Source organism: Parenemella sanctibonifatiensis, assembly GCF_002250565.1.
GTDB lineage: Bacteria > Actinomycetota > Actinomycetes > Propionibacteriales > Propionibacteriaceae > Parenemella > Parenemella sanctibonifatiensis.
Window position 1 is genome coordinate 135,993 of record NZ_NMVJ01000008.1, and the last position, 15,517, is coordinate 151,509.

General features: G+C 67.9%; 15 protein-coding genes and 1 tRNA gene. 15 read left to right on the forward strand and 1 reads right to left on the reverse strand.

The annotated features are described in order from the left end of the window. Nucleotides 1-9 precede the first annotated feature (9 nt). The 12 genes from murG (at nucleotide 10) to pyk (ending at nucleotide 11,279) form a co-directional block, all read left to right on the forward strand. Complete coding sequence (gene murG, locus CGZ91_RS10005; RefSeq protein ID WP_094454813.1) at nucleotides 10-1,107, forward strand: undecaprenyldiphospho-muramoylpentapeptide beta-N-acetylglucosaminyltransferase; 1,098 nt, start codon at nucleotides 10-12, stop codon at nucleotides 1,105-1,107. After that, on the forward strand, nucleotides 1,107-2,543 hold the full coding sequence (gene murC / locus CGZ91_RS10010; protein WP_094454815.1) for a UDP-N-acetylmuramate--L-alanine ligase: 1,437 nt from the start codon (nucleotides 1,107-1,109) through the stop codon (nucleotides 2,541-2,543). Before murG ends, murC begins: the two co-directional genes overlap by 1 nt. Next, nucleotides 2,536-3,264: a cell division protein FtsQ/DivIB gene (locus CGZ91_RS10015; protein ID WP_094454817.1), complete on the forward strand. Its 729-nt coding sequence runs from the start codon at nucleotides 2,536-2,538 to the stop codon at nucleotides 3,262-3,264. The genes murC and CGZ91_RS10015 overlap by 8 nt, the downstream gene beginning before the upstream one ends. 184 nt (nucleotides 3,265-3,448) lie before the next feature. Next, nucleotides 3,449-4,828 (forward strand): cell division protein FtsZ, encoded by a 1,380-nt coding sequence (gene ftsZ / locus CGZ91_RS10020; RefSeq protein ID WP_094454820.1) that lies wholly within the window; start codon nucleotides 3,449-3,451, stop codon nucleotides 4,826-4,828. After that, nucleotides 4,825-5,655, forward strand: coding sequence for a polyphenol oxidase family protein (locus CGZ91_RS10025; RefSeq protein WP_229116560.1), 831 nt, complete (start codon nucleotides 4,825-4,827; stop codon nucleotides 5,653-5,655). The genes ftsZ and CGZ91_RS10025 overlap by 4 nt, the downstream gene beginning before the upstream one ends. A 109-nt stretch (nucleotides 5,656-5,764) precedes the next feature. Next, nucleotides 5,765-6,301 (forward strand): cell division protein SepF, encoded by a 537-nt coding sequence (locus tag CGZ91_RS10030; protein WP_094454823.1) that lies wholly within the window; start codon nucleotides 5,765-5,767, stop codon nucleotides 6,299-6,301. After that, nucleotides 6,301-6,597: a YggT family protein gene (locus tag CGZ91_RS10035; RefSeq protein WP_094454825.1), complete on the forward strand. Its 297-nt coding sequence runs from the start codon at nucleotides 6,301-6,303 to the stop codon at nucleotides 6,595-6,597. The genes CGZ91_RS10030 and CGZ91_RS10035 overlap by 1 nt, the downstream gene beginning before the upstream one ends. 131 nt (nucleotides 6,598-6,728) lie before the next feature. Then, nucleotides 6,729-7,697 (forward strand): DivIVA domain-containing protein, encoded by a 969-nt coding sequence (locus CGZ91_RS10040; protein ID WP_094454827.1) that lies wholly within the window; start codon nucleotides 6,729-6,731, stop codon nucleotides 7,695-7,697. 196 nt (nucleotides 7,698-7,893) lie between these two features. After that, nucleotides 7,894-8,304 (forward strand): TraR/DksA family transcriptional regulator, encoded by a 411-nt coding sequence (locus tag CGZ91_RS10045; RefSeq protein ID WP_094450311.1) that lies wholly within the window; start codon nucleotides 7,894-7,896, stop codon nucleotides 8,302-8,304. Continuing rightward, complete coding sequence (gene lspA / locus CGZ91_RS10050; protein ID WP_094454829.1) at nucleotides 8,277-8,882, forward strand: signal peptidase II; 606 nt, start codon at nucleotides 8,277-8,279, stop codon at nucleotides 8,880-8,882. Before CGZ91_RS10045 ends, lspA begins: the two co-directional genes overlap by 28 nt. Continuing rightward, nucleotides 8,879-9,790 carry an RluA family pseudouridine synthase gene (locus tag CGZ91_RS10055; protein WP_094450309.1) on the forward strand — a complete coding sequence of 304 codons (912 nt, stop codon included), beginning with the start codon at nucleotides 8,879-8,881 and terminating at the stop codon, nucleotides 9,788-9,790. Before lspA ends, CGZ91_RS10055 begins: the two co-directional genes overlap by 4 nt. A 70-nt stretch (nucleotides 9,791-9,860) precedes the next feature. Continuing rightward, a complete protein-coding gene (gene pyk, locus CGZ91_RS10060) occupies nucleotides 9,861-11,279 on the forward strand; it encodes a pyruvate kinase (RefSeq protein ID WP_094450308.1) in 1,419 nt (472 codons plus the stop codon). A gap of 95 nt (nucleotides 11,280-11,374) precedes the next feature. Here pyk and CGZ91_RS10065 read toward each other — a convergent pair. Continuing rightward, nucleotides 11,375-11,459, reverse strand: a tRNA-Leu gene (locus tag CGZ91_RS10065). A gap of 128 nt (nucleotides 11,460-11,587) precedes the next feature. Between CGZ91_RS10065 and CGZ91_RS10070 the strand changes: the two genes are divergently transcribed. Genes CGZ91_RS10070 through polA form a run of 3 tightly spaced genes read left to right on the forward strand, consistent with a single transcriptional unit; the run spans nucleotide 11,588 to nucleotide 15,512 of the window. Further along, nucleotides 11,588-12,277, forward strand: coding sequence for an ANTAR domain-containing response regulator (locus tag CGZ91_RS10070; protein ID WP_407670862.1), 690 nt, complete (start codon nucleotides 11,588-11,590; stop codon nucleotides 12,275-12,277). A gap of 1 nt (nucleotide 12,278) precedes the next feature. Next, entirely contained in the window at nucleotides 12,279-12,716 is a 438-nt protein-coding gene (locus tag CGZ91_RS10075) for a PaaI family thioesterase (RefSeq protein WP_094454834.1), read from the forward strand. A 57-nt stretch (nucleotides 12,717-12,773) separates the two neighbouring features. Further along, nucleotides 12,774-15,512: a DNA polymerase I gene (polA, locus tag CGZ91_RS10080; RefSeq protein ID WP_094454836.1), complete on the forward strand. Its 2,739-nt coding sequence runs from the start codon at nucleotides 12,774-12,776 to the stop codon at nucleotides 15,510-15,512. Nucleotides 15,513-15,517 lie beyond the last annotated feature (5 nt).

The following is a 15,517-nucleotide window of genomic DNA, read 5'->3' on the forward strand; positions in this document are numbered from 1 at the left end:
AGGAGCAGCATGGTTTCGCTTGTACTGGCCGGCGGTGGCACCGCTGGGCACACCTCTCCGCTGATCGCCACCGCCGAGCAGTTGGAAGCGCTCGACCCGTCGGTGCAACTGGTCGCGGTCGGCACCGCCAAGGGGCTGGAAACCACCGTGATTCCCGAGGCCGGCCTGGAGCTGGCGTTGGTGCCGGCCGTGCCGCTGCCGCGCCAGATCAAGCCGGAGCTCTTCACGGTTCCCTTCCGTCTGGGCAATGCGGTTGCCAAGGCACGCGCCATCCTCAAGGAACGCCACGCCGATGCGGTGATCGGTTTCGGTGGCTACGCCGCACTGCCGGTCTCGCTCGCGGCGCTGACCGCCGGCATTCCGCTGCTGCTGCACGAGCAGAACGCGCTGCCGGGCATCACCAACAAGATCGCCGCCCGCCGGGCCGCCTTCGTCGGCACCACCTTCCCGGACACCCCACTGCCGGGTGCCCACCTGATCGGCCTTCCGCTGCGCCGCTCCATTGCGACCTTGGATCGGGCCGCCGAGCGGATCCCGGCCCGGACCGCGCTCGGCCTGCCCGCCGAGGGGCGAGTGGTGCTCGTCAGCGGCGGCTCGTTGGGTGCCCGCAGCATCAACCAGGCTGTTGCCGGCGCTTTGGACTCGTTGCTGGCAGCCGGCGTCAGTGTGCTGCACGTGCTCGGCCGCAAGAACTTCAGCGACGACCACCAGCCGATCGGCCACGACAGCGGCGCGGTTTACCGGCCGATGGCCTACTGCGACAGGATGGACCAGGCGTACGCTGCTGCCGACCTGATGTTGGGCCGCAGCGGCGCCGGCACGGTCCAGGAGACCGCTGCGGTCGGACTGCCGACCATCTTCGTCCCGCTGCCGCACGGCAACGGGGAACAGGCTCGCAACGCCGAGGGCCTGGTGCGCGCCCGAGGCGCGGTGCTGCTGCCCGATGGCGACTGCACGGCCGACCGGCTTCGGGAGCTGCTGCCCGAGTTGGTCGGGTCGCCGGAACGGTTGGCGAAGATGTCCCAGGCCGCCCGCGAGCTGGTCCCGGCCGACGCTGCCACCCGACTGGCGCGTGAGGCGCTGCGGATCGCGGGCGGTGAGAGCTGATGGCACTGCAGCAGCCCCCGGCGCCCAGTGACCCCCGTGCGGCGGGGCCCTTCCATTTCATTGCGATCGGCGGCTCCTCGATGAGCGGCATCGCCGAGCTGTACGCCGACCTCGGACTTGCGGTCACCGGGTCGGACCGGTCCGACTCGGCCGCCCTGCAGCGGGTACGCGACCGGGGCATCCGGGCGTACGTCGGCCATGCCGCTGAGCAACTCGGAGCGGCCCGGACCGTGGTGGTCTCGAGCGCGATCCGCGAGTCCAATCCGGAGCTGGCCGCGGCACGGGAGCGTGGGCTGCAGGTCTGGCACCGCAGCACCGCACTGGCCGCGCTCACCCTGGGTCGGCGCACCGTCGCGGTGTCGGGCACCCATGGCAAGACCTCCACCACCGGCATGATCGCGGCGCTGCTGCGCTCCGACGCCGCTCGCAGAGGTGGTCCACGGCCCGGTTATGCGCTCGGCGCGACCCTGGCGGGTGCCGGGCGCGCCGCCGATGTGGGCGACGCCACTGCCCCCTTCGTGGTCGAGGCCGATGAGAGCGACGGCTCCTTCTTGGTGTTCCAGTCCGAGATTGCGGTCATCACCAACATCGAGGCTGACCATCTGGACAACTGGGGCACCCCGCAGGCCTACCGGCAGGGCTTCCTCGACTTCGCGACCGCCGCCGGACACGTGATCCTGTGCAGCGATGACCCCGGGACAGCGGCGCTCGCAGGACGGCTGCGCCAGCTCGATCCGGAGCAGGTCACCAGCTACGGCACCAGCGCCGAGGCAGACGAGCGGCTCTTCGACGCCCACGTGGTCGATGGCCGCTGGCAGGCCGACTGGCCCAGCATGGGGGTGGTGCTGCGGGCTCCGGCCCCCGGCCACCATTCTTTGCTGAACGCCCAGGCGGCGGTGCTGAGCGCGGTCCGGCTGGGGATCCCGGCCGCCGACGCGGTCGCCGCGCTGGCGGATTTTGCCGGCACCAGCCGTCGCTACGAGGCCATCGGCGAGGTGGCGGACGTCCGAATCGTCGACGACTATGCCCACCATCCGACTGAGGTGGCGGCAACCCTGACCGCAGCCCGAGCTGAGGTCGGACCGACCGGTCGGGTGTTGGCGATCTTCCAGCCCCACCTCTACAGCCGGACCCGCGACTTCGCCAAGGACTTCGCGCGGGTGCTCGAACTCGCCGACCGGGCGTGGGTGCTCGACGTGTACGCCGCCCGTGAGGACCCTGATCCGAGCGTCACCGGCGCCACCATCGCCGACCTCGCTGATGATCGGGTCAGGTTTGAGCCCGACTCGAATCAGGCACTGGCGGACCTGGTGGCTGCCGTGGAACCCGGCGTGCCGACGGTGGTGCTGACCGTGGGTGCCGGTGATGTGACCGCCCTGGCGCCGCTCCTGCGTGACGCGCTGCAGCGCTGGTCAGGTGGGGGACCGCATGCCTGAACGTCGGGTGCCGGTCGACGCCAGCTTTGCCCGGGCGCGCAAGCGGCGCAGGTCTCGGCGTCGGGTCCTGAAGATCACCGCCATCGCGACCGCGATCGTGGTGGCGCTGGGTGGGCTGATCTATTTGGTGGGATTCTCGCCCCTGATCGTCACCAAGAAGGTGACGGTCGAAGGCACCGACGCGTTGAGCCCCGAAGAGATCGAGCAGGTCGCAGCGGCGCCGATGAACGTTCCGCTGGTGCGAGTGCGCACCGAAGCGATCGCAGCTCGGGTGCAGAACCTGCCGGTGGTGCGCGAGGCCGAGGTGGATGTGGTGTGGCCCGACACCGTCCGGATCCGGGTGGTGGAGCGGCAGCCGGTCTTCATCGTGCGCACCGACGACGTCGACCGATATGTCGACGACCAAGGCGTGGCGTACACCACCGTCGAGGGTGATCCGGAACCGGATCTGATCGTGGTGGACGCCGCGTTGGGGGATTCTCGGGTGCTGAGCGATGTCGTCACAGTGGTGCAGTCGTTGTCGCCGGAGTTGCGCGCTGAGGTGGAGACGATCACGGCGGAATCTCCCGACGGCATCACCCTCAACCTGAGGGAGAAGCGCACCGTGGAGTGGGGCAGCGCGGCTGATTCGGAGTTGAAGTCCCAGGTGGCCACCGCATTGATCAGGACCCCGGCAACGTGGATCAATGTGACGGCTCCGGGGCATCCGAGCACCCGCTGAACCGCCGACTGGTCGGACTCTCCACCCGAGGTTGAGGGTCGAACCCTGTTCGGGCGGGTCGGTGGACACTCGATACGCCGACTGCATAGCCTGAGGCCAACGTGTGAAGACAAGGCAGGGAAAGCACCCGAACTTGACCCCTGATCGGCACGGATCAGGGAGATACATCAGAAGGCGGTAGTCGGTGGTAACGGCATCTCAGAACTACCTGGCGGTCATCAAGGTTGTGGGCGTCGGCGGTGGCGGCGTCAATGCCGTCAACCGAATGATCGAGTCGGGTCTGCGCGGGGTTGAGTTCATTGCGGTGAACACCGACGCCCAGGCGCTGCTGATGAGCGACGCCGATGTGAAGCTGGACATTGGTCGTGAGCTGACCCGCGGGCTCGGCGCCGGCGCCGACCCGGACAAGGGCCGGCAGGCCGCCGAGGACCATTCCGACGAGATCGAGGAAGCACTCAAGGGTGCTGACATGGTCTTCGTCACCGCAGGTGAGGGTGGTGGCACGGGCACCGGCGGCGCTCCCGTCGTGGCCAAGATCGCCCGTGCGCTCGGCGCGCTGACCATTGGTGTGGTCACCCGGCCGTTCGGCTTCGAGGGCAAGCGTCGCTCGACCCAAGCTGAGTCGGGCATCGCCGCTCTGCGTGAAGAGGTCGACACCCTGATCGTCATCCCCAACGACAAGTTGCTGCAGATGACCGACCACAAGGTCGCGATCCTGGATGCGTTCAAGCAGGCCGACCAGGTGCTGATGCAAGGTGTCTCGGGCATCACCGACCTGATCACGACGCCGGGTCTGATCAACTTGGACTTCGCCGACGTGAAGTCGGTGATGTCCAATGCCGGCTCGGCCTTGATGGGTATCGGTAGTGCCCGCGGTGAGGACCGGGCCCGGGAAGCGGCCGAGATGGCGGTGTCATCACCGTTGCTGGAGGCCAGTATTGACGGCGCGCACGGTGTGCTGTTGTCGATCGCTGGCGGTTCGGATCTGGGTCTGTTCGAGGTCTCCTCGGCGGCGAATCTGATCGAGGCCGCCGCGCACGAGGACGCCAACATCATCTTCGGCACGGTCATCGACGATGCGTTGGGCGATGAGGTGCGCATCACCGTCATCGCCGCAGGCTTCGACGGTGGTCAGCCTCCGCTACGCCAACCCGGTGTCAGCCGACAACCCGCCCAGCAGTCCTCGCAGCGGCCGGCCCAGCAGCCGGCCTTCGGAGGTCAGCAGCCCGCTCAGACGCAGTCGTCGCAGGGTCAGTCGCAGCAGCCCTCTCTGGGTCAGCCGCAGCAGCAGCCGCAGCAGCAGTCGCAGCAGGGCCAGCCCCAGCAGAGCCAGCCGCAGTCGCCGTTCGGGCAGCCCGGGCAGGCGTCGGGGCAGTCCCAGCAGGGGCAGTCGTCGCAGGGTCACTCCCCGTCCTCGCCGTTCGGGCAGCGTCCCAGCGCTCCCGCGTCGCGCCCCGAGCAGCCCTCGCAGCCCGGCGGCCAGCAGAACAACCCGTTTGGGAGCCAGCCACGCCAGCAGCCGCGTAGCGACGACGACCTCGATGTGCCCGACTTCCTGAAGTGAAGCCAGCCGAGTTCTGGTGGCGCCGCGACCCCGGTCCGACCGAGGGGAGCGGCGCCACTGCTGTTCGTGCCCACCCTGATGGCGAGCTTGCCGGCATCGGCATGGCCTTCACGGCTGCTGCCGGTGGGCTGTCGTCGCGCTACGGAGAGCTGAACCTGGGTCACCTCGACACCGAGGACCCCGCCGTCAGCGCCGGCAACTACCGTGCCGTGGCCGAGGCGCTCGACCTGCCCGCAGTGATCATCACCACCAGTCAGGTGCACGGTGCCGACGTCTTTGTCGTCGACGCCGAGGTCGCCGCGGCTTGGTCGGCTGATGGTCATCTGGGCAGTCGGGCTGTCGCGGGCCGACCGCTGGTCGAAGCTGACGCCGCCGTCACGGACCAGCCCGGGGTGGCGCTGGCGGTGCGCGTGGCCGACTGTCTGCCGGTGTTGCTGGCCGATGAGCAGGCGCGAGTGATCGGCACGGCGCACGCCGGTCGACCAGGCCTGTACGCGGGCGTACTGCCCGCCACCGTTGCGGCGATGCGCCGGTTGGGTGCCGAGTCGATCCGAGCGTGGATCGGGCCCCATGTCTGTGGCGACTGCTACGAGGTGCCTCAGGACATGCACGACGACTGCGCAGCGAAGATCCCCGTGACCTCGAGCCGGACCAGTTGGGGTACGCCGGCCCTGGACCTCGCCGCCGGTGCCCGAGCCCAGCTCGCCGACGCGGGCGTGGTCAGCGTCGATGTCGAGGGTTGCACCCGCACCGAACCGCGACTGCACTCCTATCGCCGGGACGGCGCCCGGTCCGGCCGGTTGGCCGGCTTCGTGTGGATGAACTGAGTGGCCGGGGTCGGGCAGCGCGTGTCGCCCCCGGGTGATGGTCGGCCAGAAGGTAGCCTCGACCCGAGGATTCGGGAGCACAGGAATCGGGAGCAGAGGAAGGACGGCCATGGGCGAGAAGTTGCGCAGGGCGGCGGCGTGGATTGGCATCGTTCCGGACGACCGCTACGAGGACTACCAGGAGTATGACCAGGACGAGGAACTCACCGAAGGTGTGTACCCCGACGACGATGATGAGCCTGAGGCTCTGGAGGAGCGTCGCGATGGACGTGGCACGGTGACCTCGCTGGAACCGCGTCGCGGTGGCCGCGACCCGCAGCGCCGTCCACAGGCCCCGGTGGCTGTGCAGCCGATGACGGCAGCCGAGGCGCTGGCCCGCATCATCACGGTGCACCCGCGTACCTACAACGAGGCCCGCACCATCGGTGAGCACTTCCGTGACGGCGTCCCCGTCATCATGAACCTGTCGGAGATGGAGGACGCCGACGCGAAGCGTCTGGTCGACTTTGCCGCCGGCCTGATCTTTGGGCTGCACGGTAACATCGAGCGCGTGACGAGCAAGGTCTTCCTGCTCTCACCTGCGAACGTCAACGTCACAGCCGAGGACAAGGAACGCATCGCAGGCGGCTTCTTCAACCAGAGCTGATGGCACTTCTACTGATCATTCTGTTCTACACGCTTCAGGTCTACAGCTGGATCCTGATGGCGCGCGTCATCATGTCCTGGGTGCCGATGTTTGTGCCCCAGTTCACGCCGCGTGGGGTGCTGCTGGTGGTCTTCGAGGCCGTCTACACCGTCACCGATCCGCCGCTGAAGGTGCTCCAGAAGTTCATCCCGCCGGTACGCATCGGCAACATCGCACTCGATGTGGCCTTCTTGGTGCTGTTTGTGCTCGTCATGGTTGCGATGCAGGGCGTCGTGATGCTGCTGCAGCTGGTCTGAGTCGTCCCTCCAGTCGAGGTCGAGGCTTTGGTCCCCTCCTAGAACCACCGTCGACGCTGTACTAGCCTGTGGGTCACCGTCTACCGGCATGCCGGTAGTTACTGACCGACATTGACCCCTGAGGTGAACTGATGACGCTGACTCTGGATGAGGTGCGTGCAACCGGCTTCCACTTGGCCAAGCGGGCTGGCTACGACGTGACCGAGGTCGACACTTTCGTCGACAAGGTTGAAGCCACCCTGCAGCAGCTGGGCGAGGAGAACGAGATGCTCCGTCGCCAGGTGGATGCACTCAAGTCCTCGGCGCCCTCGGGCGCCGCTGGGGCACAGCAGCAGGACAGCGACGAGGACCGTCAGGAACTCGAGCGGCTGCGCCGTGAGAATCACGACCTGAATCAGCAGCTGAGCCAGGCCCGGCAGCAGGCCAGCAACAGCAATGCCGCCGCCCCGCAGCAGGCCGCTACGCCGAGCCAGACCTCGGGTGCGGCCGCCGACGGCGGCAAGATCGTCGTCACCACCAGCGCCGAGGCGAGCCCGGCCGTGGTCCGGTTGGTCCAGTGGGCCACCGAGGAGGCCGAGCGTCTGGTCAACGACGCTGACGAGGAAGCCAAGAACAAGATCGCCGAGGCAGAGCGCCACGCCAAGGAGGTCAGCGAGGATGCCCGGACCCGGTCCGACCGACTGGCCTCCGAGGCGCGGGTGAACGCCGAACGGGTCACCAGCGAGGCCCAGGGCCGCGCCAACCGGCTCGACGGCGAGGTCAGCGAGAAGCGCAAGGAGCTGTTCTCCCAGCTGGAGTCCGAGCGCGACGAACTGCTCGACTCGGTCGAGGAACTGCGCTCCTACGAGGAGGAGTTCCGCGCCAGCTTCGCCAGCCAGCTGCGCGAACACGTCGAGAAGCTCGATGCCGGTCCGATCAAGCCCGGCAGCAAGCCCGCACTGCTGGATCAGCCGCGCCGAGGCGCTGCCGACGGCGATCAGCAGGGCTCCAACCAGCAGGGTTCCAACCAGAGTGGCAACGCACAGCACCAGGCCGACAGCGGTTCGCGTACGCCGCGACTGGATGCGCTGATGGGGGAGAACCGCGGCCAGCAGCAGTGACGTCAGGCCTCACCGGCGCAGGTGAACCTGACGGCTGGCTGAGAATATGGCACGACTTTCGGGAGGGCCCTGGCAACAGGGCCCTCCTGCTGTACCCTCGTCCGGACCACCGGGGGACGGAACTGTCCCGCAGCGTCGGTGGCAATTGGCGCGGGCCATCAGGCCCGCCCCCAGATGCGCTTCAGGAGGAGGCACCATGTCCACGGCCGTCAATGCCGCAGCAGACGCGTCCCAGCCCGAGTCGGAGACGTGGACCCAGGCAGAGCTCGACGAGGTACGAGCCGAACTGGAGAGGGATGTGGCCGACCTCGAGGAGCGTCTCCAGGCCAACGAGGAGGCCCTCAAGAGCCTCCTCGAGGACGGGACGGCAGGTGTCGGCGACGCCGCCGACATCGGCTCCAGCGCCTTCGAGCGGGAGCAGGAGATCTCCTTGGTCGCCAATGCCCGCGAGACCCTGGAACAGTCTCGGGCCGCGCTGCGGATGATCGACGAGGGCACCTACGGCACCTGCGAGAACTGCGGCGGTCCGATCGCCAAGGCTCGGCTCCAGGTGTTCCCGCGTGCGACCATGTGTGTGACATGCAAGAAGCGACTGGAGCGGCGCTGAGTCCTCAGGACCCGTCCGGAGCGGACCAGCCGGCGGATTCTGATCCGGACCGGCCCCGCGGCGTACTCTCACCCTGGTTTGCGCGTGGCATCATCGCCGGCCTGACGGTGGTGTTGGTGGCGATCGACCAGGTCAGCAAGGCTTGGGCGGTCGAGAATCTGGACCCGATGAACCCTCCGGTCCTGTTGGGCGGCCTGTTGCGGCTGCAATTGGTACGCAACTCCGGCGCCGCGTTCTCCCTCGGTGAAGGGATCACGCCGGTCTTCACGCTGCTGTCGGCCACCGTCTTCGTGCTGGTCACGGTGGTGCTGGCGCCGCGGACCCGCAACCGTTTCTGGGCGGTCGCGGTGGGCCTGTTGCTGGCCGGGGTGGCTGGCAACTTGATCGATCGGTTGTTCCGGCCGCCGGGTGCACTGCACGGGCACGTCATCGACTTCCTGCAGTTGCCCTACTGGGCAATCTTCAACGTGGCTGACATGTGCATCGTCGGCGCCGCGATCCTGGTCGGTGTGCTCAGCGTCATCTTCCAGCGCAGTTGGACCGGGGAGCGGATGCAGGACGAGGAGCCCAAGAAGTGAGCATCCACCTGGTGCCCGACGGGTTGGCCGGTCAACGGGCTGATGCGGCCGTGGCCCGGATGTTGGGGATCTCCCGCAGCCGGGCCGCAGATCTGGCCGCCGCCGGCAACATCCTCATGGACGGTCAGGTGCTGGCCAAGTCCGACCCGGTACGCGCCGGGGCCATGCTCGAGGTGGAGTTGACCGAGGCGGCCACCCCCCAGGTGAAACCGGCAGTGGTGGAAGGCGTACGCATCGTTCACGACGACGCCGACATCGTCGTGGTGGACAAGCCGGCCGGCGTTGCCGCCCATCCCAGCCTCGGCTGGCAGGGGCCTTCGGTGGTGGAGCACCTGGCCGGTGCAGGCTTTCGGATCTCGACCTCCGGCGCGCCCGAACGTCAGGGCATTGTGCAGCGTCTCGACGTCGGCACCTCGGGTCTGATGGTGGTCGCCAAGAGCGAACATGCCTACAGCGTGTTGAAGCAAGCCTTCCGGGACCGCGAGGTCGAGAAGGTCTACCACACACTGGTGCAGGGACATCCCGACCCGTTCGTGGGCACCATCGACGCGCCGATCGGCCGCCACCCGGGCTCGGACTGGAAGATGGCGGTGACCAGTGGCGGTCGGCCGAGCATCACCCACTACGCCGTACTGGAAGCATCGGTGGCCACCACCTTGTTGGAGGTCCATCTGGAGACCGGCCGGACGCACCAGATCCGGGTCCACATGCAGGCCATCAACCATCCCTGTGTCGGTGACCCGATGTACGGAGGCGATCCGGTGCTGGCCCGCAGGCTCGGTCTGGAACGGCAGTGGTTGCATGCGGTCGAGCTGGGCTTTGTGCACCCCGGCAGCGGCGAACAGGTGCGCTTCCAATCCGAGTATCCGCCCGACCTCGCGGGCGCCTGGCAACAGGTGCAGCAGTAGCGCTCCGGTCCGGCCTTCCACCAATGGGGTCCGACTTCGACCTGAGGGCCAGAAGCGCTACCCTCGCCGTGTGCGAAAAGCCAAGATCGTGTGCACGCTCGGCCCGGCTACGACGGACCTGGAGCGATTGACAGAACTCGTCGAGGCCGGAATGGACGTTGCGCGCCTCAACATGAGTCATGGAGGGTATGACGAACACGGCGAGCGCCTCGCCAACGTTCGCGCCGCAGCCAAGGCCGCCGGCCGTGCGGTCGCCGTGCTGGCTGACCTCCAGGGACCGAAGATCCGTCTGGGGCGCTTCGCCGACGGACCGGTTGAGCTGAAGAACGGTGCGAAGTTCACCATCACTGTCGAGGACATCGCTGGTGACGTGAACCGGTGCTCCACCACCTACAAGGGCCTGCCCCAGGACGTGAAGCCCGGCGACCGGCTGCTGATTGACGACGGCAAGCTGATGCTGGAGGCGACCGAGGTCACCGACACCGAGGTCCACACCACCGTGCTGGTGGGCGGCCCCTGCTCCAACAACAAGGGCATCAACCTGCCGGGCGTGGCCGTCAGCGTGCCGGCGATGAGCGAGAAGGACATCGCCGACCTGCGCTGGGCGCTGGGCCAGGACATCGACCTGATCGCGTTGTCGTTCGTACGCAACGCTGCCGACGTCGAGCAGGTCCACCAGATCATGGAGGAGGAGGGGCGCAAGCTCCCCGTCATCGCCAAGCTGGAGAAGCCGCAGGCGCTGGAGAATCTTGAAGAGATCGTCGACGCCTTCGACGCCGTGATGGTCGCTCGGGGTGACCTCGGTGTCGAACTGCCGCTGGAGGATGTGCCGCTGGCGCAGAAGCGCATCGTGGCGGCCGCCCGCCGGTGGGCAAAGCCGGTGATCGTGGCCACCCAGATGCTGGAGTCGATGGTGTCCAACCCGCGGCCCACCCGCGCCGAGGCCTCCGACGTTGCCAACGCCGTCCTCGACGGCGCCGACGCGGTCATGCTGTCGGGCGAGACCAGCGTGGGCGACTATCCCGTCGTGACAGTCGAGACGATGGCCAAGATCGTCGACACCACCGAGGAACACGGCCTGGACAAGATGGCGCCGATCGACTGGGATCCGCACACCACCGGTGGCGTGATCGCCAAGGCGGCTGCCGAGGTGGCCCAGCGCGTCGGAGCCAAGTATCTGGTTGCCTTCACCAAGTCCGGTGACACTGCCCGCCGCTTGGCGCGGCTGCGCAGCCCGATCCCGATGATCGCCTTCACCCCGGAGCACGCCACCCAGCAGCAGCTGTGCTTGTCGTGGGGAATCGAGTGCGAGATGGTGCCGGATGCCGCGAGCACCGACGAAATGATCGTCCAGGTTGACCAGGCGCTGGGGCAGACCGGTCGTGTCCAGCCCGGTGACCGGGTGGTGGTCGTGGCTGGAAGCCCGGTCGGGGTTCCTGGTAAGACCAACACCCTGCGGGTGCACAAGGTGTTGCAGTCCGGGCAGTGATCTGACACTCAGGTCCAGAGTCCTCTGGCCATCACAACGGGCGGTCTCCCACAGGAGGCCGCCCGTTGTCGTGCTGGTGGTGTGTTTCGGAGTTGTGCCGGGGAGGGGAGTCGAACCCCTACATCACTCTCGTGACAGACGGGTTTGAGCCGTCCGCGTCTACCATTCCGCCACCCCGGCAGGTGTCGGGCCTTCCAGCAGTGCTGAAGGGCCGTCCAGCATTGTGCCACAACTGGCCAACTGCCTGCGCGATTGAGGTGGCCAGTTGTGCAGCGGGCGGTCGAGCTGGTGTTGATTTTCCGACGGGCTTGGTGGATCCGGGCCGCGCACGGCAGGATAGGGGAGTGACCGAGACGAAGAATGGAGCCGAGACGGCTCCCAAGCCGCGTGTACTTGTCGCCGAGGACGAGGCGTTGATCCGCTTGGACCTGGTCGAGCTGCTCACCGAGAACGGCTACGAGGTTGTCGGACAGGCCAGTGACGGCGAAGCTGCCGTGCAGATGGCCGAGGATCTGGAGCCCGACCTGGTCGTGATGGATGTGCGGATGCCGAAGATGGATGGCATCACGGCAGCCGACAAGATCACCGATCAGCGCATTGCCCCCGTCGTCATGCTGACCGCCTTCAGCCAGCGCGACCTGGTGCAGCAGGCTTGTGAAGCGGGTGCGATGGCGTACGTCGTCAAGCCCTTCGATGCCTCCGACGTGGTCCCGGCGATCGAGGTCGCCATGGCCCGTCACGCCGAGATCCGCGCAGTTGAGGACGAGGTCGCCGACCTCGAGGAGCGGCTGCTCGCCCGCCGCAAGGTGGACCAGGCCAAGGCGCTGCTGATCAAGGGCCTGGGCCTCAGCGAGCCGGAAGCCTTCCGGTGGATCCAGAAGACGGCCATGGACCTGCGCAAGTCGATGCGTGAGGTGGCCGAGGGCGTCATCGAGACGTCCAAGAAGGGTGATGACGCGCTGCAGGAGCAGTCCGGCATGCCCAAGAAGCGTTCCTGAGGTGAGCCAGGACTCGACCGGGCCGGGCCTGCCGGCCTGGCTCAACGACTTCCGTAGCGAGCTCGACGTCCGGATGGGTCTCGAGATCGAGGAGATCACCCCGGAGCGAGTCGTCGGCTCGATGCCGGTTGCCGGCAACACCCAACCGATGGGGATGTGGCACGGCGGCGCCAGCGGCGTTCTGGTCGAGAGCCTCGCCTCGCTGGGCGCTGCGGCGTACGGATTCCCCGATCGTGCTGGGGTCGGCGTCGACCTCAACGTCACCCATCACCGGTCCGTCACCCGGGGCCGAGTCCACGGCGTTGCCGAGGCACTTCGGCTGGGTGGTCGCACCGTCACCTACCAGGTGTGGCTGCGCAACGACGAGGATGAGTTGGTGGCGTCCGGGCGACTCACCTGCCAGCTGGTCCAGCTCTCCGGGACCCCGCGTACTGCCTGAGGGTGATGTACGCCGCCGGGCTGAGAATTGTCGGCCGGTGCCGATAGGCTCACGGATGTGGCACAAGCATCGAACACCCCCGCCCGGTCGACCGACGAATCCGAGAGTGTGGAGCGCCCCCGGCTGTTGCTGATCGATGGGCACTCCGTCGCCTACCGCGCCTTCTTCGCGCTGCCGGACACCCTGGCGACCAGGACCGGCCAGGTCACCAACGCGGTCTACGGCTTCACGTCGATGCTCATCAACGTGCTGCGCGACGAGCAGCCGACCCACGTCGCGGTCGCCTTCGACGTCTCTCGGCAGACCTTCCGCAGCGAGGAGTACCCCGAATACAAGGCCCAGCGCGAGGCCACTCCGGAGACCTTCCGCGGTCAGGTGCCGCTGATCAAGGAGGTGCTCGACGCGCTCGGCATCCGCCACCTCGAGATGCCCGGCTTCGAGGCCGATGACATCATCGCGACGCTGTCCCTGATCGGCGAGCACGCCGGCATGGAGGTGCTGATCTGCTCCGGTGACCGCGACACCATGCAGCTGGTCGACGAGAACGTGACGGTGCTCTACCCGCGCAAGGGGGTCTCCGACCTGGCGCGGATGACGCCGGCCGCAGTGGAGGAGAAGTACCTGATGCCGCCGGCCCGTTACCCCGAGCTGGCCGCATTGGTGGGGGAGGACTCCGACAACCTGCCCGGCGTGCCCGGAGTCGGGCCGAAGACCGCAGCGAAGTGGCTGACGGCGTATGAGGACCTGGAAGACCTGCTCAGCCATGCCGATGACCTCAAGGGCAAGGCCGCGCAGAACCTGCGTGACCGACTCGATGACGTACGCCGTAACCGCCGCCTGAACCGGCTGCGCCGCGATCTCGAGCTGCCCGTCGGGCTGGCGGACCTGGAACGGCGCTCCTGGACCCGGGAACAGATCGATCCGACCTTCGCGGCGCTGGAGCTGCGGACCCTGCGCGACCGGATGTTGGAGGCGCTGCCGGCCGCCGAACAGTTGCCCGAGGGCGGCTTCGAGGTGGTAGGCCAGGTGCTCCACAGCGGTGAGATCGCCGGCTGGCTCACGGACCATCGCACCGGCCGGCTGGGCGTGGACTTCGCCGGTTCCTGGCGTGGCGGCACGGGCGACCTGGCCAGCGTGGCGATCGCCGACGAGGAGGGCGCGGCAGCTTGGTTCGACGTCGCCGAGCTGGATCCCGAGGACGATCGGGTCTTCGCCGAATGGCTGGCCGACCCTGAGGTGCACCTGGTCATCCACGACGTCAAGGGCCCACTGTTGGCGATTGCCGAACGCGGTTGGACGTTGGCCGGCGTGGTCAACGACACGCTGTTGGCGGCCTACCTGCTGCGTCCTGATCAGCGTTCCTTCTCGCTGGCCGACCTCACCGTGCGGCACCTGCAGCGGGAGTTGGCCAACGACACCGTCGTGGTCGACGACAGCCCGGCCGACCAGGACATGCTGGACTTCGGCCAGGAGGAGGCCGACGACGGCGCCGCCGAAGCAGCCATGGTCCGGGCACGGGCCCTGATCGACCTGGCGCCGGCTCTGGACGCCGAGCTCGCCGAACGGGAGGAGCTGGAACTGCTCCACGACGTCGAGATCCCGCTGGCGCGGGTGCTGGCCGGCATGGAGCGGGTCGGCATCGCCGTCGACATCGACCACCTCAGCTCGCTCGAGTCGGACTTCGACGCCAAGACCCAGCAGGCCGCGCAGGCGGCGTACGAGGTGCTCGGCAAGGAGATCAACCTCGGCTCGCCCAAGCAGCTCCAGGGGGTGCTCTTCGACGAGCTGGGGATGCCGAAGACCCGCAAGACCCGGACCGGCTACACCACTGACGCCGATGCGCTGGCCGGCCTGTACGCCAAGACTGAGCACCCCTTCCTGCAGCATCTGCTGGCGCACCGGGACGCCATTCGACTGCGGCAGACGGTCGAGGGGCTGCTCAAGGCAGTTGCCGACGACGGCCGGGTGCACACCACCTATCTGCAGACCATCGCGGCCACGGGCCGGTTGTCCTCGACCGACCCGAACCTGCAGAACATCCCGATCCGTACCGATGAGGGGCGACGGATCCGGCAGGCCTTCGTGGTCGGCGCGGGGCATGAGGAGTTGCTGACGGCCGACTACTCCCAGATCGAGATGCGGCTGATGGCCCACGTCTCGGCCGACGAGGGCCTCATCGAGGCGTTCGTGTCCGGTGAGGACTTCCACACCGAGATGGCGTCGCGGGTGTTCAGCGTCGATGCGGCGGAGGTCTCCCCGGCCCAGCGCGCCAAGATCAAGGCGATGAACTACGGTCTCGCCTACGGGCTGAGTGCGTACGGCCTTTCCCAGCAGCTCGGCATCAGCACCGGCGAGGCCAAGGAGCTGATGGAGGAATACTTCGAGCGGTTCGGTGGCGTGCGGGACTACCTGGGCGGCGTTGTCGAGGAGGCCCGCAGGGAAGGCTTCACCGCCACCCTGTTGGGGCGCCGACGCTATCTGCCCGACCTGATGAGTTCCAACCGCCAGCGGCGCGACATGGCTGAGCGGGCCGCGCTGAATGCGCCGATCCAGGGCTCGGCCGCTGACGTCATCAAGCTGGCGATGTTGGCGGTCGACCGGGAGCTGCGCGAGGGCGGGTTCGCGAGCCGGATGCTGCTGCAGGTCCACGATGAACTCGTGCTTGAGGTCGCCGCGGGGGAGCGGGCGGCGGTCGAGGACTTGCTGGTCGCCCAGATGACCTCGGCGATGGACCTCAACGTGCCGTTGGACGTGTCGGTCGGCGCCGGCCGGAGCTGGTTCGACGCCGCCCACTGAGCTGA

Excerpts from the sequence above, each read along its gene's own strand:
- CGZ91_RS10040 (WP_094454827.1), top strand. The coding sequence starts at position 6,729 with ATGACGCTGACTCTGGATGAGGTGCGTGCAACCGGCTTCCACTTGGCC.
- murC (WP_094454815.1), top strand. The coding sequence starts at position 1,107 with ATGGCACTGCAGCAGCCCCCGGCGCCCAGTGACCCCCGTGCGGCGGGG.
- CGZ91_RS10015 (WP_094454817.1), top strand. The coding sequence starts at position 2,536 with ATGCCTGAACGTCGGGTGCCGGTCGACGCCAGCTTTGCCCGGGCGCGC.
- CGZ91_RS10035 (WP_094454825.1), top strand. The coding sequence starts at position 6,301 with ATGGCACTTCTACTGATCATTCTGTTCTACACGCTTCAGGTCTACAGC.
- CGZ91_RS10030 (WP_094454823.1), top strand. The coding sequence starts at position 5,765 with ATGGGCGAGAAGTTGCGCAGGGCGGCGGCGTGGATTGGCATCGTTCCG.
- CGZ91_RS10045 (WP_094450311.1), top strand. The coding sequence starts at position 7,894 with ATGTCCACGGCCGTCAATGCCGCAGCAGACGCGTCCCAGCCCGAGTCG.
- murG (WP_094454813.1), top strand. The coding sequence starts at position 10 with ATGGTTTCGCTTGTACTGGCCGGCGGTGGCACCGCTGGGCACACCTCT.
- lspA (WP_094454829.1), top strand. The coding sequence starts at position 8,277 with ATGCAAGAAGCGACTGGAGCGGCGCTGAGTCCTCAGGACCCGTCCGGA.